Genomic DNA, 21,458 nt, shown 5'->3' on the forward strand with positions numbered 1-21,458 from the left:
TGCATGGCTTTCTCGTTGGGCGTTCCAGCGTTTTCGAGCGGGCGATGCCGTAGCGGAGCGATCCATGACCGCCTCAGTCCATCCCGTCGACCAGAAGCTTGCCCCCACCCTTCTTGCGCCGCTGGCGCTGCAGCATGTGCTCGTGATGTATGCGGGCGCCGTCGCCGTGCCGCTGATCGTCGGCCGCGCGCTCAATCTCGCGCCGGAGGAGGTCGCCTTCCTCATCAGCGCGGATCTCTTCGCCTGCGGCATCGCCACCCTCATCCAGTGCTTCGGCTTTCCCGGCGTCGGTATTCGCCTGCCGGTGATGATGGGCGTGACCTTCGCCTCGCTCGGGCCGATGCTCTCGATGGCGAACGCGCCGGATGTGGGGCTGCTCGGCATCTTCGGCTCGGTCATCGTCGCCGGCCTCTTCGGCCTTCTGGTCGCGCCGTTCATCTCGCGGCTGCTGCCGCTGTTTCCGCCCGTGGTCACCGGCACCATCATCCTCGTCATCGGGCTCTCGCTGATGCGGGTCGGCATCAACTGGGCCGGCGGGGGCCAGCCGACCATGATCAAGGTGGTCGATGGTGTACCCGGCGCCTTTCCCAACCCGAACTATGCGCAGCTGCCGGGACTGGCCGTTGCCTTCTTCGTGCTCCTCGTCATCCTCGCGCTGCTGCGCTGGACCACAGGTTTTGCCCGCAACATCGCGGTTCTCCTCGGTATCGTCGCCGGCTGCGCGCTGGCGGGCGTGCTTGGCATGATGCATTTCGACAAGGTCGGTCAGGCCGCCTGGGTCGGCATCATCCTGCCGTTTCACTTCGGCATGCCGCAGTTCCACCTCGTCCCCTCGATCACCATGTGCATCGTCATGATCGTGGTGATGATCGAATCGCTCGGCATGTTCCTCGCGCTGGGCGACATCACCGGCCGGAAGATCACCCGCGAAGCGCTCACGCGCGGCCTGCGCGCCGACGGCCTGGGCACGCTGATCGGCGGCATCTTCAACACCTTTCCCTACACCTCGTTCTCCCAGAATGTCGGCCTCGTCGGCGTCACCGGCGTGCGCAGCCGCTGGGTGACGATCGCGGGCGGCGGCATCCTCATCGTACTTGGCCTCCTGCCGAAGATGGCGGCGCTGGTGGAAGCCGTGCCGCAGGTGGTGCTCGGCGGCGCCGGTCTCGTGATGTTCGGCATGGTCGCCGCCACGGGCGCCCGCATCCTCGCGACCGTCGATTTCCGCACCAACGCCAACAACCTCTTCGTCGTCGCCATCTCCGTCGGCTTCGGCATGATCCCGATCGTCGCCCCCACCTTCTTCAAGGCCCTGCCGCATGACCTGCACCCGCTGCTGGAGTCCGGGATCCTGCTGGCGGCGATCGTTTCGGTTTCGCTGAATGCGTTTTTCAATGGGGTGAAGAGCGAAGCGGAGGCCAGCGCGGAGGCAGCTGGTGCGGCGGCGGCGGTGGAGCATGGTTGAGGTCGTTTGAGGTGTTGAGATAGAAAAATAGAAAGGAAGGCCCTCTCTGCCCTGCCGGGCATCTCCCCCACAAGGGGGGAGAAGATCCTGGGCTGAACTCCCTTTCCCGCAAGAGACGTTCCATCGTGATGAGGTAGGCATACCACGAGTCTTCTCCCCCCTTGTGGGGGAGATGGCAGGCAGGCCAGAGAGGGTCTTTCTTTTTACTGCTTACTGCTTACTGCTTACTGCTTACTGCTTACTGCTTCCTACCTCCCACCCCACAACAAAAAACCGGAAGCGTCTCCGCTCCCGGTTCCTTGATACCAAAACCCTGATGCCGATTACTCGGCGGCGGCGGGCTGGTCGGCGCTGATGGTGTCGGCCTGGTAGCCGTGCGCCTTGTTGAGGGCGGCGCGGACGCCGGCTTCGTAGTCGGGATGGACCAGTTTGAAGTGGGCGAGCTGGCGCTCGACGATCTCGCCGGGGACGCCGCCCATCGCGGCTGCGATGTTGGAGAACAGGCGGGACTTCTGGTCGGCGTCGAACAGGTTGAACAGCGCCGTCACCTGGACGTAGTCGTTGTTGCCGTCGCGGTGGTTGAAGCGGGCCATGTCGCCATCGATCCGCAGCGGCGGTTCGACGGCTGCGGGCTGTTCGACCGGGCCGTTGAACGAGTTGGGCTCGTAATAGGCATCCGGGTTACCGGTGCGAATGCCGCCGAACGTGTTCATCTGGCCATCGCGATGGTAGTGATGGACCGGGTTCTTCGGCTGGTTGACCGGGATGTGCTCGTAATGCGTGCCGAGGCGATGACGGTGTGCGTCGGCATAGGAGAACACGCGGGCCTGCAGCATCTTGTCCGGCGAGAACGCGATGCCGGGAACGATGTTCGACGGCGAGAAGGCAGCGTTCTCGACTTCCGCGAAGTAGTTTTCCGGGTTGCGGTTCAGCTCCATCGTACCGATTTCGATCGGCGGATATTCGCTGTGCGGCCAGACCTTGGTGAGGTCGAACGGGTTGTACGAGGTCTTGTCGGCATCCAGTTCCGGCATGATCTGAACCTGAACGGTCCAGCGCGGATAGTTGCCTTCCTCGATCGAGCCGAACAGCGCTTCCTGATAGGATTCGCGCGTCTTGCCGATGACCTGCTCGGACTCTTCGTTCGTGTAGAACTTGTGGCCGTGCTGGGTCTTGAAGTGGAACTTCACCCAGTAACGTTCGCCGGCATCGTTCCAGAACGAGAAGGTATGCGAGCCGTAGCCGTTCATGTGCAACGGCGAGGTAGGACAGCCGCGGTCGGACATCAGGATGGTGACCTGATGCAGGCTTTCCGGCGAGAGCGACCAGAAGTCCCACATGGCGGTTGCCGAACGCAGGTTGGTCTTCGGGTGGCGCTTCTGCGTGTGGATGAAGTCCGGGAACTTGTAGGGGTCGCGGACGAAGAACACCGGCGTGTTGTTGCCGACGAGGTCCCAGTTGCCTTCAGACGTGTAGAACTTCAGTGCGAAGCCGCGCACGTCGCGCTCGGCGTCGGCTGCACCCTGCTCACCGGCAACGGTGGAGAAGCGGGCAAGCATCGGGGTTTCCGCACCCGGCTGGAAAACGGCGGCCTTGGTGTATTTGGAAATGTCGCCGGTGATCTTCAGCGTGCCATAGGCACCCCAGCCCTTGGCGTGCACAGCGCGTTCCGGAATACGCTCGCGGTTCTGGTGGGCCAGCTTTTCGATCAGCTGGTAGTCCTGAAGCATGATGCCGCCCTTGGGGCCGGCCGTCAGCGAGTTCTGGTTGTCCGGCACGGGCGCGCCGGCGGTCGTCGTCATTGTCGGGCGATCAGTCATTTCGTCCTCCTGTCTGGACATGTCGGGCCCGGTCATGCCGGTCCCGCTCGTTCATCGCCGGGGCACATGGGCGCTCCGGCACGTTCGGCTTGCAAGTCTCTCATCGAGATCTTGCTCACCCAATTCCGCTTGCAAGGCCTCTGGAGCCTCTCCGGCCGTTGGGCCTGAGGCTCATCTTGATCGTCCAACATGCCGAAAATGCGACATGCGTCAGATATCAGACGCCAGATCCTCTTCTCGCATCCGGGATCGATAATTTCCAATTGTATTTCTTGTAATGTTCGATAGGAAATTCCGATCATGCTCACCGTCCGACAAATGCGCTATTTCGATGCTCTCGCCACCACGCGCCACTTCGGCCGCGCGGCCGAGATGGTCAATGTCAGCCAGCCGGCGCTTTCGGCGCAGATCGCGGAGATGGAGAAGGACCTCGGCGTTGCCCTCTTCGAGCGCAACCGTGCCGGCGCGCTGCTGACGCGGCAGGGAGAGGCGCTGCTGCCGGAGGTGCAGGCGATCCTGCGGGCGGTCGATGCCCTCTACGACCGGGCGCGGCAGGTCACCGGCATTCTCGAAGGGCGGTTGCGGCTCGGCATCATCCCCACCGTCGCACCCTATCTGGTGCCGGTGCTGATCCCCATGCTGCGGGAGCGGTTTCCCAAGCTCGAAATCGAGCTGCGCGAATTGCTCACCTCGGGCTGCGTCGACGATGTAAAGGCCGGGCGGCTCGACTGCGCCATCGTGGCGCTGCCGCAGAACGAGGAGACGCTGGAAACGCTGCTGCTGTTCCAGGACCGGTTCCTCATCGCCACGGCGGACGACGAGAGCACCGTGCTGATGTCGCCGATGACGGAGGCGCAGGTGGATGTCGACCGGTTGCTGCTGCTGGAGGAAGGCCACTGCCTGCGCGACCAGGCGCTGGCCGTCTGCGGCGCGTCGGCCGGGCGGCGGGTGGCGAATTACGGTGCGACCTCCATGGCGACGCTGCTGCAGATGGTGAGCCATGGCATGGGCATCACGCTCATTCCGGAGATTGCGGTGAAGGAAGAGCGCGGCCGCAGCCGCATGCGCATCGTGCCTTTCGCCGAGCCGCAGCCATCGCGGCAGATCGGGCTCGTCTGGCGTGGCCGGTCGCGCCGGACCGCCGATCACCGGGCGCTCGCCGAGGTCGTCATCGACGCCTCGGCGAAGCTGCTCGAATGAGCTGAAAAACCTAACGCATACCCCAGCCGTGGCTGACCATCAGCGACTGGCCGGTCAGGGCATTGGTCTCGAAACCCGCGAGGAACAGCGCGACCTCGGCCACATCCTCGATGGTGGTGAACTCGGTATCGACAGTGCCGCCCAGCATGACGCGCTTGACGACCTCTTCCTCCGAAATGCCCAGCGCCTTCGCCTGTTCCGGGATCTGCTTTTCCACCAGCGGCGTCTTGACGAAGCCGGGGCAGATGACGTTGGAGCGCACCCCATGCGGGCCGCCTTCCTTGGCGACCACGCGCGCGAGACCGAGCAAGCCGTGCTTGGCGGTGACATAGGCCGACTTCAGCGGCGAGGCTTCGTGCGAGTGGACGGAGCCCATGTAGATCAGCGCGCCGCCGCCTTGGCGCTTCATGTGTGGCATGCAGGCCTTGGTGGTGAGGAAGGCGCCGTCGAGGTGGATGGACAGCATCTTCTTCCAGTCCTCGAACGGGAAATCCTCGATTTTGTGGACGATCTGGACGCCCGCGTTGGAGACAAGCACATCGACGCGACCCCATTTTTCCACCACAGCGGCAACGCCGGCATTGACCGCATCCTCCGACGTCACGTCCATGGCAAGGCCGATGGCTTCCCCGGGCCCGGAGGCGGTGAGGTCCGCGGCGGTGGCGTCCGACACCTCCCGCTTCAGGTCGGCGATGGCGACGCGGGCGCCTTCGCCGACGTATCGCGCGGCGATGGCCCGGCCGATGCCGCTGGCAGAGCCGGTGACGATGCAGACCTTGTCTTTCAGTTTCATGTTGCTCTCCCTCAATGCCCGGTGGTCGTGGCCACAGCTTGGACGATAATCGCTTCGCGCACGGGGTAAAGCCGGCAGGTCCGGGAAATGTGCCGAACGATCAGACGATGTGGATCGCGAGCAGCAGCCAGAGCAGCGCATTGAGGAAAAGGCCGGCGACGAACAGCCTGTGGCGGAGCATCAGCCGGTTGGAGGTGACGTGCACGAAGGCATGGCCATAGCGGGAAAGGACGAAGAGCCATGCCGCGGAGACCGTCAGGATGGACACGCCATCGGTGACATATAGAAGCGTGCAGACGAAGCAGAAGAGGACGGGAAGCTCGAACTGGTTGGTGAGGTTGCGCGCGACCGTGGCGCTCGTTTCCGGCTCGACCGACGGGATCAGGAAATCGCGGGCGCGAGCCGTTCCCTGCCGCACCGCGCCGAAGCGCCGTTTTCCCATCAGGCCATAGACGATGTAAACCAGCAGGACTTGCGCGATCACGGGCCAGATCATGGCAGTATTGGTCATGCGGCTTGGTCTCCTCGCCTGATGATCGGTTCGATATGTCCGGGAGAAGTAGGTGAGGTCCTGCTAAAGGAAAGGGAGCCGCGCGGCTTGCGTGCGGCTCCCTCCCGAGTTCAGGTCATACCAACGATCACGCGCCGGGATAGTTGGGGCTTTCGCGGGTGATCGTCACGTCGTGGGCATGGCTTTCGCGCAAGCCCGCACCCGAGATACGGACGAAGGTGGCGCGATCCTGGAAGTCCTTCAGGGTCTTGCCGCCGACATAGCCCATGGAGGCCTTGAGGCCGCCGGCCAGCTGGTGGAGGACGCCGGAGACCGGGCCCTTGTACGGCACCTGGCCCTCGATACCCTCCGGCACGAGCTTCAGCGTGTCGCGCACTTCCGCCTGGAAGTAGCGGTCCGCGGAGCCGCGCGCCATGGCGCCGACCGAGCCCATGCCACGATAGGCCTTGAAGGAGCGGCCCTGGTGGAGGAAGACTTCGCCCGGGCTTTCATCCGTGCCGGCCAGCAGCGAGCCGATCATGACGGCGGACGCGCCGGCCGCGATGGCCTTGGCAAGGTCGCCCGAGAACTTGATGCCGCCATCGGCGATGACGGGAATATCGGCTGCGCGGGCGGCCTCGACGGCCGACATGATGGCGGCCAGCTGCGGCACGCCGACGCCGGCGACGATGCGCGTGGTGCAGATGGAGCCCGGGCCGATGCCGACCTTGACGGCGTCGGCGCCCGCGTCGATCAGCGCCTTGGTGCCATCGGCGGTCGCCACGTTGCCGGCCATGATGCGGACCGAGTTCGACATGGTCTTGACGCGCGTGACGGCATCGAGAACGCGCTGGGAATGGCCATGCGCCGTGTCGATGACGATGAGGTCGATGCCGGCATCGATCAGGCGTTCGGCGCGCTCGACCCCGTCATCGCCGACCGAAATGGCGGCTGCGGCCCGCAAGCGGCCCTGCGCATCCTTGGAGGCATTGGGGTTCAGCTGCGACTTCTCGATGTCCTTGACCGTGATCAGGCCGACGCATCGGCCGTCGGGATCCACCACCAGCAGCTTCTCGATGCGGTGCGTGTGCAGCAGGCGCTTGGCTTCCTGCTGGTCGACGTTTTCCTTCACCGTGATGAGGTTTTCGCGCGTCATCAGCTCATAGATGCGCTGGCCGGGATCGGAGGCGAAGCGGACGTCGCGATTGGTGACGATGCCGACGAGGCGACCGGGCTTGTTGCCCTTGCCGGCATTCTCGACGACCGGAATGCCGGAGATGCCGTAGGTCTTCATCAGGCCGAGCGCGTCGGCAAGCGTTGCCTCCGGGCCGATCGTCACGGGGTTGACGACCATGCCGCTCTCGAACTTCTTGACCTGACGGACCTGCTCGGCCTGCTCGACCGGCGAGAGATTGCGGTGGATGACGCCGATGCCGCCGGCCTGGGCCATGGCGATGGCAAGACGGCCTTCCGTCACCGTATCCATGGCGGACGAGAGGATCGGCAGGTTGAGCTCGATATCCTGGGCGATGCGGGTGGCGATGTTCGTCTGGCCCGGCATGACCTCGGAGTGACCGGGCTGCAGGAGGACGTCGTCGAAGGTCAGAGCCTCCAGACCGGTAGCCGTTTCGATGATGCGCGCCATGGGCCAATTCCTTTAAAAATGTGAAAGGCGCCCGGACGGACGGGGTTCCGGCGGGAGCGTCGCCTGCCGGTCATCCTGGGAGGGGAATGACGGCAAGTGTTTCATGGAAGTTGGCGAGGGCACGTAACACGGATGTGACGGGATGGAAACAGAAAAAGCCCGGCGAGCCCGGAGCGGTCCCGCAAGACAGGTGGAGAAGCATTTTCAGATTCTATTAGCCGTGCCTTTTGGATCGGAATTAAGCTGCGTCCGGTAGACCTCTCCTCACGGCGCCTCGGAAGAAGGGCGACCGGCGAAACAGAGAAAAACAGGGACCGACACGATGACCGCACTGCGCAAGCGAGCCCACGCTCAGGAAACACGTTTTGTACGTGAAGAAGAACTGACCTTTCGCGCCGAAGCGCGCCGTAACGCGCTGATCGGCCTGTGGGCCGCTGTCATGATCGACACACCGGATGCCGAAGCCTATGCCCGTGGCATCGTGGAGGCCGGCGTGGAGAACCCGAACGGCGTCATCGACCGGCTGCACAGCGACTTCGAAGCCGCTGGCGTGATCTTCCTGGAAGACGACATTCGCGACCGCATGACCGGCATGCTGCGCTCGCTGCGCGACGAGATGTACGCCGCCTGACGGGCTGCCCGCGTCGAAGGACACAGGCCATCAACCGTCACAGATACAGCTGATACGACGCCGGCACGAAGCGGTAGCCGGCGTCCAGCTTCTCGGCATAGCCGACGGCCGGGAACGGCATGTGGTAGCCGATGAAGGGCAGCCGCTCTGAGGCCACCATGTCGAACACCTTGCGGCGCGACGCTGCGGCCTCTTCCTTGTCCATGTCGAACTTCACCTGCCAATTCGGCTGCTGGAGCGACAGGACATAGTGATTGGCCGTATCGGCCGTCAGCATGAGATCCTTGCCCTGAGAGGAGACGCGGAAGACCATGTGGCCGGGCGAGTGGCCGAAGGCGGCGATGGCCGTGATTCCCGATGCGACATCGGCGCCATCGCCGATCAGCGTCGCCTTTTCCACCAGCGGCACGACATTCTTCAGCACCGCCTTGTGCCCGCCCTCGGCGGGCGACCCCACGCGGGCCGGATCCTTCCAGAAGGCGAGTTCCGTTTCGCCCATCACATAGCGCGCATTGGGAAAGGCCGGCTTGCCGCCGTCCATGAGGCCATTGATATGATCGCCATGCATGTGGGTGAGAACCACGAGCGTGATGCTTTCCGGCGGATAGCCAGCCGTCCGCAGGCCCTCCAGCAGCAGGCCGGTGCCGGCGGCGCGTCCTGCCTCGCCATTGCCGGTGTCGAACAGCACGACCTCCGACCCGGTCTCCACGACCACAGGCGAAAAGCCGTTGGCAAAGCGATCGGTCGGCAGGAAGTTCTTTTCCAGACGTGCGGCCACGGCCTCCGGCGGCTGGTCGATGCCGAAGGTCTCGCTCGGCTTGTCGGCGAGCCGCAGACCGTCGCTAACGACGGTGATGGTGAAATCGCCGAGCTTGAAGCTTGAGCTCTTGCCGCCCGTCGTGGCCTTCGGCGTTTCCTTCGCACCCTTTCCGGCCGCATCCTGCGCAAAGGCAGCGCGCTTCATGATGAGGGGCGCGGCCAGCGCGCCGATGGCGGTTGCAGCAAAGAGGGCGCGTCGGCCGAGGGAAAATCCGTGCATCGATCGTTTCCTTTGTCTTTAAGCCGCAAGGCCCAGCCGCGGAGGATGGTCGTCCGCATCCGACCATGAAGCGTCCCGCTTCGTGCGTGATCCGCCGGCAGAAGCGGCCAAGGTAGCGCAAGACGCACGCCTTGACAGAACGCGCGTTACGCCTTCACAGGAAGTTGACTATTGCGTGAGACGGGACACGGGACTTTCGTGTTTCCGTTTCTATCTCCCTCGCCATACAACCTCGCAAGACCGCATGCCCCCGCGCACCGGCATCTGCTCCCCTACCGTAGCGGCCATTCCCGGCATTCTCCGCCGGGCGCCCAAGAGGCCGTCGAAAAGGCTTGCCTTCGCATGAACCGCATCGTTCCGCTGATCCTCGCCGTCGCTCTTTTCATGGAGCAGATGGACTCCACGGTCATCGCGACCTCCCTGCCCGCCATCGCCCGAGACCTTGGCGTCGGTCCGATCACGCTCAAGCTGGCGCTGACCTCCTACATGGTGTCGCTCGCGATCTTCATTCCCCTGAGCGGCTGGATGGCCGACAGGTTCGGCGCCAAGCGCATCTTCCGCTCGGCCATCCTCGTCTTCATCGTCGGCTCCATTCTCTGCGCCATCTCCGGCGATCTCGTCTCCTTCGTCGGCGCGCGTTTCCTGCAGGGCATGGGCGGCGCGATGATGACGCCCGTGGCGCGGCTGGTGCTGGTGCGCAGCACGCAGCGCAGCGAACTGGTGAGCGCGATGGCGCTGCTTAGCATTCCCGCACTGACGGGGCCGCTCGCTGGCCCGCCGCTCGGCGGCTTCATCACCACCTATTTCTCCTGGCACTGGATCTTCATCATCAACGTGCCGGTCGGCATTCTCGGCTATATCCTGTCGGGCATCTACCTTCCCGAGGTTATCAGCGACCGCCCGCCACCGATCGACGTCACCGGCTTCTTCCTCAGCGCCATCGCCGCATCCGGCACAATGTTCGGCCTGTCGGTCATGAGCCTGCCGGCCCTGCCGCCGAGCGTCGGCGCGATTGCGGCGGGCATCGGCATTCTCTGCGGCTTTCTCTACGTCCGCCACGCCCGGCACCACCCGGCACCGCTGCTCGATCTTAACCTTTTCAAGGACAGCGCCTTTCGCGCTGCGGCCATCGGCGGCACGCTCTTCCGCATTTCCATCGGTGCCATTCCCTTCCTCATGCCGCTGATGCTGCAGGTGGGCTTCGGCCTGTCGCCGTTCCAGTCGGGCATGATCACCTTCGTCGGCGCCATCGGCGCGCTGACGACGAAGTTCTTCGCCAAGCGCGTGCTCGTTTTCGCCGGCTTTCGCACGACGCTGATCATCGCGGCGCTGATCGGCACCGTCCTGACCTTCGTCAACGGCCTCTTCACGCCGGCCACGCCCTATATCGTCATGTGCCTCGTGCTGCTGATCGCCGGCTTTGCCCGCTCGTTCTTCTTCACCAGCATCAACGCGCTTTCCTTCGCCGACATTCCCGACGCCATGGCCAGCAAGGCGACCGCCATGAGCGCCGTGCTGCAACAGATGAGCCTGGCGCTCGGCGTCGCCGTGGCCGGTGCTATTCTGGAAGTGGAAAACCGTTGGACCGGCACGCAGCTGGAACTCGGCGATTTCCAGCTCGCCTTCATGCTGATCTCCGCCATCACCCTCACCTCCGTCATCCCCTTCATCGGCATGGCGAAAACCGCCGGCGCCGAAGTGTCCGGCCACGGCGCCGCAGCGCGGGAGAAGGGTGAGGCACAGCTGGAGTCGCTTGGGGGGAAGTAACTACTCTGCGCGTTCGCAAACCGCAGCGATCTTGTTGCCATCGGGATCGCGCAGGAAGGCGGCGTAAAACGAGGCATGAAACGGCCGAAGGCCCGGCGCGCCTTCGCATGTGCCGCCCATCCGAAGGCCTTCCGCATGAAACGAATCCACCGCCGCACGGCTGGCTGCTTCCAGTGCGATCGTCACGCCATTGCCGAAGCTTGCCGGTCGCCCGTTATAGGGCGCGACGACCCAGAGGCGGCACCGGCTGTCATCGGGATGCGCATAGCCGATATCGGAGCCGCTTTCCTGCCGGCGGACCAGGCCGAGAGGGGCCAGCGCAGCATCGTAGAACGTGCCTGCGCGGACCGGATCGTTCGAACCGACGGTGACGTAGAGCAGCATCCGCTCAGCCCTCGTCGTCGTGTTCCGTCACATCCTCGCGCTCGTCCCGAAAGGTCTGACCTTCCGCCCGAAGATCGTCGTGATCCGAGATGCCCTCGCGCCGGCCCTTGAAGTCCTTTGCCAGTAGGAACATCTCGACCGATTCGGCGCGGGACGATGCCGGCTTGATGTGCAGGACCTGGCGGAAATTCTGCTTCAGCAGGTTGAGAAGCTCGCGCTCCGTGCCGCCCTGGAAGGTCTTGGCGAGAAAGTGCCCCCCGGGGCCGAGCACATCGATGGCGAAGTGGGCCGCGACCTCGCAGAGGTGCATGGTGCGGATATGGTCCGTCTGGCGGTGGCCGGTGGTGGGGGCCGCCATGTCGGAGAGCACGAGATCCGGCGTGCCGCCCAGCGCATCCATAATGGCGTCGGGAGCGGAGGGATCGAGGAAATCGAGCTTCAGGATGATGACGCCGGGCAGCGGATCGACGTCGAGAAAATCGATCGCCACCACGCGCGGGTCCGTATCCGTCGAGCTCGTGACCTTGGCGGCGATCTGCGACCAGCTGCCGGGGGCCGTGCCCAGATCGATGATGCGCTTGGCGCCGGTCAGGATCTTGTGCTTCTCGTCGATCTCTAGGAGCTTGAAGGCCGCACGGGCGCGATAGCCTTCCAGCTGGGCGCGTTGCACATAGGGGTCGTTGATGTGGCGCTCGATCCAGCGCCGCGACGACGCCTTCAGCTTGCCCTTCTTCACCCTCTGCCCGAGTTTGCGTCCGGTCCGATTGCCGCCGATGGGGGGCTTGGTCATGAGCTTCGGCCCTCCTCGGAGCCAGTTTGTGGGCCGGGACGCGACAGGCGGCGGCCTCGACCGCGGCGCCAGACGCCATCATCGGCCATCATATCCGTCAAAAGGCCCTCGCGCAGCCCGCGATCGGCAACCCGCATGCGGGTCGACGGCCAGCGCCGGCGAATGGCTTCCAGAATGGCACAGCCGGCCAGAACGAGATCCGCCCGATCCGGCCCGATACAGGGATTGGCGGCGCGCGCCGCGAAATCCCAGGAGAGCAGACGCGCCTGCATGGCGGAGACCTCGTCGTCCGACAGCCACAGCCCATCCACCCGGCGGCGGTCGTAGCGCGGCAGGTCGAGATGGACGCCGGCAAGCGTGGTGACCGTGCCGGACGTGCCGATGAGGTGGAAATCGTCGGCCGCACGCACGGCCTCGATCTCCGGGCAGTCGAAGCGATCGAGCATGCCGGAGACTTCGCGGATCATGCCCTCGAAGCTTTCCGGCGTGACGTCGCGGCCGCCGTGCCGCTCCGACAGCGTGACCACGCCGACCGGCAGCGAGGTCCAGTGGGTGATGTGATTGGCAAGCCGGCTCGACCTGTTATCGCCGATGTGCAGCACGGCGATTTCCGACGAGCCGCCGCCGATATCGAACAGCACCACGGAGCGCGCCTCGCGCCCGACCAGCGATGCGCAGCCGGACACGGCGAGCCGCGCCTCGGTTTCCCGGTCGATGATCTCGAGCTCGAGCCCGGTTTCCGCAGACACGCGCTCCATGAAGATCACGCCGTTTTCGGCAGCACGGGCGGCTTCGGTCGCGATCAGCCGGGCACGCCGGATGTTGCGGTGCCCAAGCTTCGCCGCGCAGATCTTCAGCGCCTCGACCGAGCGGTTCATGGCATCCTCGGACAGGCGTCCGCTGGCCGCAAGGCCCTCGCCGAGCCGCACGATCCGGGAGAAGCCATCCACGACGCGAAACTGCCCCGGTCGCGTCGGCTGCGCGATCAGGAGACGGCAATTGTTGGTGCCGAGATCGAGCGCGGCATACAGCGGCGGCGGGCCGGAATCGTCGCTCTCGAACGTATCCATGCGCCCGTTGGAGGCTGCGGCACGGTTTCCGGCGTTGAAGCCGGGGCCGGGCCGCGCGGCGTACCCGCCCTCCGCAACCGATCCATGATGCCCGCCCTGCCCGGCGCCATTGGCGCCGCGCCCGTGGCCCGCATGACCGGATGTCTTGTTGATCGCCGCATTCGCGTGCGGGCCACCACGGGCTCCGCCCTGATTGGTGCCCTGTTCGAAACGCTGATGCCCGGAATGGCCGCTTTGCTGCGACACCGGGCGACCGGACGCGCCAGCCTGCGAACCGGAATCCGAATGCGCCGCCGTCCCGGCACCGCCCTGGACGCCCGGATTGCGGCCCTGCCTCTGCCCCGCCGACGCGCGACCGTCACTACTGGGCGCGCCGACGCGGTCGCGCCCGGACCTTACGACATCCGTGCCCTGCAGCGGACGCGCCTGGGCATTACGGCGATGACGATGCTTGTGATTGCGGTGGCCTTTGCCGGCCGGTTCCGCCCCGCGTCCCTGCCCGGGCTTCGAACCGTTGCCACTGGACGCGCCCTGTGCCGCCGAGCCGCCATCGGGATGGCTGCGCGAAGCGCCGGCCGCACCACCTGCATCCTGTGCCGCGGCACCTGCGCCGCCACCCGCATGACCATGACTACCCGCTTCGTCCCGTCGCTCGCCCGACCGGCGACCGGAAGCGGGACGCGAACCCTCGAACGCGCCGCTACGATGCGCATCCCCATCGCGTGCATCACGCGCCTGGAGATCACGTGCCGGGCCATCCTGTGTTTGAGGGCCGCGAACATGCGCGTCCGAACCGGACGCCTTGATGTCGGCGCCGTGAACCGCACCATCGCCATGCAAAGCGCCACGCCCCTGCGCAGAGCCTGGAGACGCGGACTTCGTCCGCCGCCGCCGCTTGCGTTTGCGCACGGGTTCGCCGTCCAGAACGGTCTGTCCGGAATGGCCTGCTCCAGATACGGAGGGGCCTTGGTTATGTGGGGAGCTGGCATGTGCGGAGCCCTTGCGCGCCGCCTTACGACGCCTGCGCTTGGCTTTGCCGGACCCGGGGATGGATTGCCCCTGGTTTCCGGCCGCTGCCGACGCCCCGCTCTCATACGGCGTATCGCCGTGCTCGGGGTCTTTCACTGATCTTACCACCGCGTCGCGCGAAGCCTTACAGGTCGCTCAAGACGCTCTCTCGATTTTCGTTGCCCCGACTCTACCAGCGCGCCCGCCTTTCGCCAACTGCTTTTTCCTAAACGACAATCCACCCCGCCAAACCGCCCCGTTTCCCCCTGAAACCTTCCGGTTCCCAAAACAAAAACCACCCCATTCGACCATCCCGCAAAGTTTTTCAAAAACCCCCTTTGCATCCCGCCTCCTTTTGTCTATAAGCCCGGCACACCGACGGGCACAGCCCGCGCGTTGGGGAATAGGTTAACGGTAGACCCACGGACTCTGACTCCGTTAGTCCTGGTTCGAATCCAGGTTCCCCAGCCAGCTTTCTCATTTTTCCCTGAATTTCTTGTTTTTTCGGCCTTTTTGGATCCCGTTCTGGGCATTAACTGCGACCTGATGCCCAGAACTGATGCCCAAAGGTGGTGTCCATCGCTTCGCGCGAGGGCAACACTGAGGGTCGTTCAAAGGGCTAGAGCCTCATGACGGTTCGTCACCACGTCGAGAACCTCATCCGTCGGGGAAATATCTTTTATTGGCGGCCGCGGATTCCGCGCAGTTTCCTCCTCTGCCCAGCAGGCAGCCGGCTTTCACTCTCTCTTCAGGCCTCCGATCATAGAAAGGCACATATGATGGCGAGGCGCCTCAACACCCTTCTAGCGGACTTGAAGGTAGGATCGATGGCAGGAACGACGACGAAGGATCAGTTGGCAAGATTGTGTGCGGCCGAACGAGACCAGATGATGGATCATCTCGAGGGCATCGCCTTTGCGGCCCGTCGTCGCGGAAGACCCCATGACATCACAGACGTGGAGATGGACCTGGAGAACGGTTGGGCGTACCGGCTGCTTGAGAACTTCGGGCCCCATACCCTGCTTACTCTGGACGATGGATGCCCAGGGCGCGCCCTGCTGGACAGGAACGGGATACCTGACGCACATATCGCCAACATCAAAGCAGACTACGCTTCGGCCAGATCTCAATTTCTTCATAAGGGACACGAGAATCGCCTTCGTGCCATCATGAAGGAGTTCGAGATCCCGGACAGCGCGCTCAACCAAGAGCGGACAGCTATGAATATTTTCCGTGGTCGAGCAGATGCATTGATGGCGACGGACGAGCGCTACCCGTTAGCCGACAAAAACCTCAGTGAACTTACGGGCGGATCACCGCCTCGAGAAACTGCAGACCAGTCATCGGACCAACCCCATCAAACGAAAGCCTCGGCGTCGTCTGCAGACTCAGAGGCAGTGCCTTTTCGGCTTACTCATACTGCACCCGATCTCACACTTCTCTCTACGCCACCTGAGGAGGAGCTCAGGAACGTAGATTTCGGAGAGGTTGCGCGTTCTACGCTTGTCGACCTGCCCATCTCAGCTTTCACCCAAGAGTGCGAGAACCTGGTCAAGAACAAGAAGGACGAGTGGGAGGCGGCGACAGCAAATGACGCGCGCGCTCTTGTGCGCATATTCACCGGCGTCCTTCAGGAACACGACGTCGCGCATTCTGGACAGATCACGCAATATCACATCGGCCGTTTGCGGCAGCACTTCAACGACATACCGACACGATGGGGGCAAAGCTCGCAGCTCCGAGCTCTGTCAACTGCCGACCTGCGCAAGCAAGGTCTGCAGATGAGAGCGGACGCTGAAGCATCGGGAGCAAAATCCCCGGTGGGATTGAGTGCCCAGACCATCCGAAAGCACTTTGCCAATCTTCAGACATTCCTCCAGCATCTTCGCGGTAACGGGTTCAATATTCTCGACTGGACGTTCGAAGGCGTTCGACCAAAGAAGCCAAAGCCCGGTTCAATCAGAACCCAACAGTACAAGCCTACACCCGCGGATATCAAACCGATTTTCTCTGCCCCTATATTCACAGGATGCGCTGGCTGGGAGGAGCGGGAAAAATCTGGCGACGTCGTGTATCACGACAGCCTTTTCTATATGCCGCTGCTTTTCGTTTACCTCGGTGCGCGCCGTAAGGAGCTCGCCGGCCTGGGGGTGAATGATGTGTATGAGACAGAAAACGGCTGGGTTGTCGATGTCCGGGCTAATGAGCTTCGTCGTATCAAGACCATCCAATCACACAGGCTGCTCCCGCTGCCGGATGAACTCATCCGATTGAATTTCCTCCAATACAGGACCGAGATCAAAAAGCTTGGATACGACGCGCTCTTCCCAGATCTATTCTCACATTTGACGGAGAATGATCCAGGCGATCGCTTTTACGATCAATTCATACCGGTGATGCAGCAGTCGCTCGGTGAGGCTCTTTGGCAGCGCTCGCTTCACGCACTTCGGCACGGCCTTTCCAACAGTCTGAAACAGAGGGGCGTTCCTCCGGCGATCATCGATGACCTTTCCGGACGACTGAGCGACGGTGAAACCAACAATCGATATACCGATGTTGCCGGTATTTCCTTGATGCGCGATGCCCTAGCAAAGTTTCCGATCATTACGGACGATATCCAGCCTCGAGACATCAATCTACTGCCGTGGGTTAGAAAGAAACAACCGCCGCCGTGGGCACGACCGGGTCGTAAATAACCAGCAAGCCGGCCGGAAATCATTTCCTCGGCAGTGCTCACTGTGCCTATGCGTACATCGTGCGCCGCAGCCCGTCCCATAGCTGCTCAAGACCGTTGACGTCTCATACCTCTGCTCCGTCCGAGGAAGCTTTCGGCGGGTTGCGCTACAGACTGGACAATCCCGGTCGTACGTAGCGTGTCGCCGAGCCAGTCAGCTATCTCTTGAAAAAAACGATTCAGAATCAAACGGCGTTTTAAGAAGTAATGGGGGGAAGACAGTCGTGTCACTTGAACGCCGTTTGCACCAGTCGGGGCGACTTACGGGAGAAACAGGCAAGCTGAAGCGGCCTGGCAATCACTCATCCTGATTGACCTCTGGCGGATAGAGAAGATGCGGTTTCCTTCGAAAGCCCCAGGCATTGCCTCCGTACTTATCGACGAGGGCATCGAAGACGGCGTAGGACGCGGCCTCGTCGAACCCCTGTTCGACCAGTCTCTTGACGATGATCTCTCCGGTGCGGTCGAGTTCATGCTCGCGACCTTTCACCGTTGCACCGCGGATGAACCAATGCAGAAGAACGCGCGCCACATCATCACGGCCCGGTCGCTTCTCTGCTTTCTGCTTCGCCCTCAGTGTGCGCTGTCGCTCCTTCTGCTCACGGTTCCGCACCGCTTCAGATTTCCGGGTCATATGTCCTCCTGCGTTGTTGGCTCCTACCAATGGTCAGAGGACCGCCCCACCGGCGCAAGGCGTTTCCGCGTGAATCGGAATTCCGGAACTTGGAATCGGTTCAGCCGAGTTTTGAATCGAACAAACGCAATTTGAGTCAACGTGCCTGCACGTCATGGAGAGTTACACGGCTCCGAGCGGCTGCAAACGGCGTTTGCGGAATCGCTTGCGCAAAAGCTTGAATCAGAAATCCGCAGTTTAGAATCGAATGATCGCAATGTGTTTCAAGTTGCAGGCACATCAGCCTGAGTTTGCCAAAAGTCGACTCGCTTCAAGTCAGGTCGCCGCGAGAGCTGGCCTGCCCCAAAATCCAGCCTTCCCATGTTTTCACGGCATCGTCGGTCGGGGCGCCTTCTGGCCTTGCTTCAGTGACGACATCGATCATGCCCAAGAGTCCGACTGTCGCGTCGAATCTGTCTTCGCCGGTCTTATCCGAACCGAATCCATCTTCGATGAGTTCGAGAATGGCTGAGGCATCCACATGCGCTCGCCGCGTGATCCAGCGTTGGAGGTGGTTGCCGACAGCGCGACGGCCGAACTGCTGCCGCTTGCTCCACACCGGTCGGCGCGGAATGCCGAGCTGGGCGTAGACATCGCCTGGGTAGGTCTCAGCTAGGACTACGGGATGCACGGCGGTCAATTCCAGCAAGCTGCCATCGAACGGCCAGAGGCCAACGTTGTCTAGGCGCGGCAGGATGACTTCGCGCCAGCCGGCCAGAGCTGCCTTGCCGACCTGATTGCCGCCGAGTGTCCAGAACAGTGAACACGCCGCCTGGCGATCAGCCGTCGAACGCTCGCATCGCCGCAACAGATCCGCGGTCTCGTTGACCCCAAGTCCCTCCAGCAAATGCGCGCGTTTCGTTCCGCCCGGACCCATCGGATAGAAAGGACGATGGACCGAGATCTGGTCGCGGTGTTCTGCGACCTTGTACCAATCAGACCAAGCTCCCTTGCCGAACCCTGCCAACGCATCCCGGAAGGACTTGAATTCGGTTTTCTGCCCGTAGGATCGCGGCAAGCCGATTGGAAAGTCGAAGCCAACCAACACTGAGCCTCCGATGACAGCACGACGTTGCAGGCGATCAATCAGTGACGCAGTGTCGCCGACAGGCTCAGGCACGCCGATGACCCAGCCGCTCTGCGGCGCCGCGACCGCGACCGCCATCCAACGTTTGGACATGTCGATGCTCCAGTCACAGTGCGCGATCACCGAAATGGTCATACCTCTGCGCCCCCATTGCTCCGAGACATCTGTATCAGAACAATGAGCTTTTGAGGCTGTTATCCTGATGCACCGCTAGTCATAGGACCTCCGCAGGATCGCCATGACTGCCGGACCGTCCAGTGCCTGGGCACCGAACAGGGCTCTCACCAGGGCGTCCATTGGCGGCCGATTGAGCTTGATCACCTCCATTGCCAGCTCCAGCCCTGTCTCGATGCGGACGTGGACGCGGTTCGCCAGATTCCGATCAGAGGTCAGTGCCTGTTCCGGAACGGGATGCGATAAATACAGCAGCGGCCGAACGCCGCCAAAGCCAAGCTTTGTCTCCATCGCCAGTCCAAGGTCGGTCGCCTTGGCGAGATCGGAGTGGTCAGCACCTGCCGATCCCGTGGAAGCTGACGTCAGCAAAAGCAACTCGGCCGCCCGACCAGCCATCAGCATAGCCATCATGTTTTCATGCCAAGCAAGCGTGCCCGCGCTGCCGCCGCTGAAGTTCAGGATGTTGTAACCGCCGTCGTTGGCGTCGATCGTCAGTCCGGTGACATCGCCAAGACCGAGCGCGTGATGCACCACGGCATGGCCCGCCTCATGGATCGCGTAGCGCCATCTGACATCGTAGGGCAGGGTCGGTCGGTGATTGCGAAGGCCGGCTTCGATATCATCATAGCGCAACGGCCGCTTCTCGCGGCGTGCCGTCAACCGGGCTTGCCGGACGATCCGCTCGATATCCGCACCGGTCATGCCCATCGCGCGGGTTGCAAGCTGCCGTAACAGCGGCGCGGTCTCCGGGGCCAAGGCATCCGTCGGTTGAAGGCCGGAAGCGTTCGACGTTGTCGTCATGATCGAGGAGATGGGTGTCATGCTCGGGCTCCCTCCTGATCGGTATCAACGGGCGCACCGAACGTCTCTTCCTCAAGGGCATTTCCGACCGCCGTATCGATCCATTGCCGCTTCGATAGCTCGGCAGTCTGCAGCACCACATCGACGTCCTTGCCGAGATGATGGGCGATGATCCCGGCCAGTGCCGGAATGTCGGGTTTGGGGATTTCGATATGCGTCTCCAGCCGGCCGGAACGCTTGATTGCCTTGTCGATCTGCTCGGGCCTGTTCGTCGCACCGACCACAACGACACCCTCGCATCTGACTGCGCCATCGAGCAGCTCGAGCATTTTGTTGACGATAGCGTTCCAGTATTCGCTGTACTCGCGGTTGGGATCGACCCGTTTCCCGATCCCGTCGATCTCGTCGATGAACAGAATGCATGGTGCGTGATCGCGCGCTTCGGCGAAGGTTCGCGACATCCGGTCGATGACATCGTTGAGATGGCCGCCCTGCAGCCAGGTCGAGACCGATGTCACCACTAGCGGGACCTGCAAGGTGTTGCACAGAGCCCGTGCGAAGCTGGTCTTGCCGGTTCCTGGCGGGCCAGACAGCAACAGCTTGGTGCTCATCTCGTCCCAGCCGAGGTCGCCGGTTCGGTAGTCACCAAGATCGCGTCCGAGATCGAGCGCCCAGGTTCGCGCTGCGCCATAGCCCGACAGGGTCTCGACGGTCACCGGTGGCTTGCCGCCCTCTGCACGGTCGCCGGGAGTAGGTTGCGGGTGAATAACCTCAGCGCCTGACGGTTTGCCTTTCCTGGACGAGGGAGCCGCCGAAGCCTTCTTCCCTTCCCTCGCTGTCCCCTGCCCTGTCGCGGGCTCAGTTGGGAACCTATCTCGATTGTCCCTGGTATCCTCACCGCGTTCGCCCTGAACCTTGCACGCAGCAAGCTGGCGGAGGGCAACCAGAGCCTCATCCCGCGGTCGGCCGGGTCGCAGCGCAAGGGCGAGATCGTCAAGCGTCAACACACTCGCATCGAACGCCCTGAGATGGGGGTTATCTAAGACCATACCGTCGACATCGCCATAGACCGCTTCGAAGAGATCGACCACGAACGCCCGATCGACCGCGCCGGCATCGAGATGCAAGTCGGCTGCCGCCGAGATCTGGTCTGGGATGTCGGTGACGTGGTGCGCGATGGCAAGGATCGGATCCTCTTTGCCAAGCACAGCCGCCAGCCCGCGCTTCATGGCCCGGCTTTCGCGGCCAGTTTCTTTTCCCTGGAAGAACACGAAGCGGCGTCGAAGGGCCATGTCCGTAAAGCCACCGACGTCGCGCTCATAGAAACTGTCGCCGGACAGACCTGCATAGGGACCTGACGGGACAAGACCAGTCATCTCGATCAGCCGCAAGAACGCGTCCTGTGTCCCCTCCACCTGTGATCGCAGGACGATGATTGGGGCCGGTCGCCGGATGATCTCGACCACGCGTCGCAGCGTCATGCGGAATGAGGTGATGGCGCGGGCGATGAGCAAGGCGGTAGCAAGATGTGCGACATGAACGGGAGGCGCTGCCAAGCCGACCAGCGTCGTGGCGTACGCACGCCGGTCGGGAATGGGTTCTGGGAGATCGAGGGCTGTGTCTGCTCGCAGGCTGACCGCCCTGGAAGGCGTGCCGGACAGTTTGGTGGTCGACTGCGCGACAACGGCGGCCGCTCCATCGGCCTCCGGCTTGACAGCGTCCAGTAACAGCGAGCCGAAGGTCCGGGTCAGCCAGGCAAGATCCGCGGACCGGTTGAATGTCAGCGAGCCGGTGTTAAAGGCCGGGGTGTAGCGCCGCACGAGATGGCCTTGCACGTCGATGCTCGACACGGCGATCAAGCCATTCGCCGAGGCATGACGGCGGGTATCG

Annotated in this window: 17 protein-coding genes and 1 tRNA gene; 6 read left to right on the forward strand and 12 right to left on the reverse strand. The window is 63.1% G+C overall.

Annotation, left to right across the window (positions count from 1 at the left end; translation table 11 throughout):
- The first annotated feature begins 64 nt into the window (after positions 1-64).
- Entirely contained in the window at positions 65-1,462 is a 1,398-nt protein-coding gene (locus G8E10_RS00300) for a nucleobase:cation symporter-2 family protein (protein ID WP_167125908.1), read from the forward strand.
- A gap of 323 nt (positions 1,463-1,785) precedes the next feature.
- Here G8E10_RS00300 and katA read toward each other — a convergent pair whose 3' ends face one another.
- Positions 1,786-3,282, reverse strand: coding sequence for a catalase KatA (gene katA, locus G8E10_RS00305; protein ID WP_167125911.1), 1,497 nt, complete (start codon positions 3,280-3,282; stop codon positions 1,786-1,788).
- Positions 3,283-3,582: 300 nt separating this feature from the next.
- Between katA and G8E10_RS00310 the strand changes: the two genes are divergently transcribed.
- Positions 3,583-4,482, forward strand: a complete 900-nt coding sequence (locus G8E10_RS00310; protein ID WP_110726848.1) for a hydrogen peroxide-inducible genes activator — start codon at positions 3,583-3,585, stop codon at positions 4,480-4,482.
- A 10-nt stretch (positions 4,483-4,492) separates the two neighbouring features.
- On the opposite strand, the gene G8E10_RS00315 is transcribed toward G8E10_RS00310, so the two are convergent.
- From G8E10_RS00315 to guaB, 3 genes are all read right to left on the reverse strand, one after another.
- Positions 4,493-5,275, reverse strand: coding sequence for a 3-hydroxybutyrate dehydrogenase (locus tag G8E10_RS00315; protein ID WP_167125914.1), 783 nt, complete (start codon positions 5,273-5,275; stop codon positions 4,493-4,495).
- A gap of 100 nt (positions 5,276-5,375) precedes the next feature.
- On the reverse strand, positions 5,376-5,786 hold the full coding sequence (locus G8E10_RS00320; protein ID WP_167125917.1) for an MAPEG family protein: 411 nt from the start codon (positions 5,784-5,786) through the stop codon (positions 5,376-5,378).
- A 127-nt stretch (positions 5,787-5,913) separates the two neighbouring features.
- Positions 5,914-7,410, reverse strand: a complete 1,497-nt coding sequence (gene guaB / locus G8E10_RS00325) for an IMP dehydrogenase (RefSeq protein WP_110799955.1) — start codon at positions 7,408-7,410, stop codon at positions 5,914-5,916.
- Positions 7,411-7,732: 322 nt separating this feature from the next.
- On the opposite strand from guaB, the gene G8E10_RS00330 reads away from it, so the two are divergent.
- Entirely contained in the window at positions 7,733-8,041 is a 309-nt protein-coding gene (locus G8E10_RS00330) for an ATPase inhibitor subunit zeta (RefSeq protein ID WP_167125920.1), read from the forward strand.
- A 37-nt stretch (positions 8,042-8,078) separates the two neighbouring features.
- On the opposite strand, the gene G8E10_RS00335 is transcribed toward G8E10_RS00330, so the two are convergent.
- Positions 8,079-9,080 carry an MBL fold metallo-hydrolase gene (locus tag G8E10_RS00335; protein WP_167125923.1) on the reverse strand — a complete coding sequence of 334 codons (1,002 nt, stop codon included), beginning with the start codon at positions 9,078-9,080 and terminating at the stop codon, positions 8,079-8,081.
- Positions 9,081-9,422: 342 nt separating this feature from the next.
- Between G8E10_RS00335 and G8E10_RS00340 the strand changes: the two genes are divergently transcribed.
- Entirely contained in the window at positions 9,423-10,847 is a 1,425-nt protein-coding gene (locus G8E10_RS00340) for an MFS transporter (RefSeq protein ID WP_132446329.1), read from the forward strand.
- Here the strand turns inward: G8E10_RS00340 and G8E10_RS00345 are convergent, their stop codons facing one another.
- The 3 genes from G8E10_RS00345 to G8E10_RS00355 are packed head-to-tail and all read right to left on the reverse strand — an operon-like array spanning position 10,848 to position 13,508.
- Positions 10,848-11,231, reverse strand: a complete 384-nt coding sequence (locus G8E10_RS00345; protein ID WP_110799959.1) for a VOC family protein — start codon at positions 11,229-11,231, stop codon at positions 10,848-10,850. It abuts the gene before it with no gap.
- Positions 11,232-11,235: 4 nt separating this feature from the next.
- Positions 11,236-12,021 (reverse strand): RlmE family RNA methyltransferase, encoded by a 786-nt coding sequence (locus tag G8E10_RS00350; RefSeq protein WP_110726859.1) that lies wholly within the window; start codon positions 12,019-12,021, stop codon positions 11,236-11,238.
- Positions 12,018-13,508, reverse strand: coding sequence for a Ppx/GppA family phosphatase (locus G8E10_RS00355; protein ID WP_167127052.1), 1,491 nt, complete (start codon positions 13,506-13,508; stop codon positions 12,018-12,020). Before G8E10_RS00355 ends, G8E10_RS00350 begins: the two co-directional genes overlap by 4 nt.
- Before the next feature lie 988 nt (positions 13,509-14,496).
- Between G8E10_RS00355 and G8E10_RS00360 the strand changes: the two genes are divergently transcribed.
- Positions 14,497-14,570, forward strand: a tRNA-Gln gene (locus tag G8E10_RS00360).
- A 356-nt stretch (positions 14,571-14,926) separates the two neighbouring features.
- On the forward strand, positions 14,927-16,795 hold the full coding sequence (locus G8E10_RS00365) for a tyrosine-type recombinase/integrase (protein WP_244529152.1): 1,869 nt from the start codon (positions 14,927-14,929) through the stop codon (positions 16,793-16,795).
- 336 nt (positions 16,796-17,131) lie between these two features.
- Here G8E10_RS00365 and G8E10_RS00370 read toward each other — a convergent pair whose 3' ends face one another.
- The 4 genes from G8E10_RS00370 to G8E10_RS00385 all read right to left on the reverse strand — a co-directional run bounded on the left by G8E10_RS00370 (position 17,132) and on the right by G8E10_RS00385 (position 21,418).
- Positions 17,132-17,467, reverse strand: coding sequence for a hypothetical protein (locus tag G8E10_RS00370; RefSeq protein ID WP_092986803.1), 336 nt, complete (start codon positions 17,465-17,467; stop codon positions 17,132-17,134).
- 310 nt (positions 17,468-17,777) lie between these two features.
- Complete coding sequence (locus tag G8E10_RS00375; RefSeq protein WP_092986801.1) at positions 17,778-18,728, reverse strand: DUF429 domain-containing protein; 951 nt, start codon at positions 18,726-18,728, stop codon at positions 17,778-17,780.
- Positions 18,729-18,803: 75 nt separating this feature from the next.
- A complete protein-coding gene (locus tag G8E10_RS00380; protein ID WP_281517362.1) occupies positions 18,804-19,523 on the reverse strand; it encodes an ATP-dependent metallopeptidase FtsH/Yme1/Tma family protein in 720 nt (239 codons plus the stop codon).
- Between the two features lie 62 nt (positions 19,524-19,585).
- On the reverse strand, positions 19,586-21,418 hold the full coding sequence (locus G8E10_RS00385) for an ATP-binding protein (RefSeq protein ID WP_343289687.1): 1,833 nt from the start codon (positions 21,416-21,418) through the stop codon (positions 19,586-19,588).
- Positions 21,419-21,458 lie beyond the last annotated feature (40 nt).

This window comes from Ferranicluibacter rubi (assembly GCF_011603255.1).
Lineage (GTDB): Bacteria > Pseudomonadota > Alphaproteobacteria > Rhizobiales > Rhizobiaceae > Ferranicluibacter > Ferranicluibacter rubi.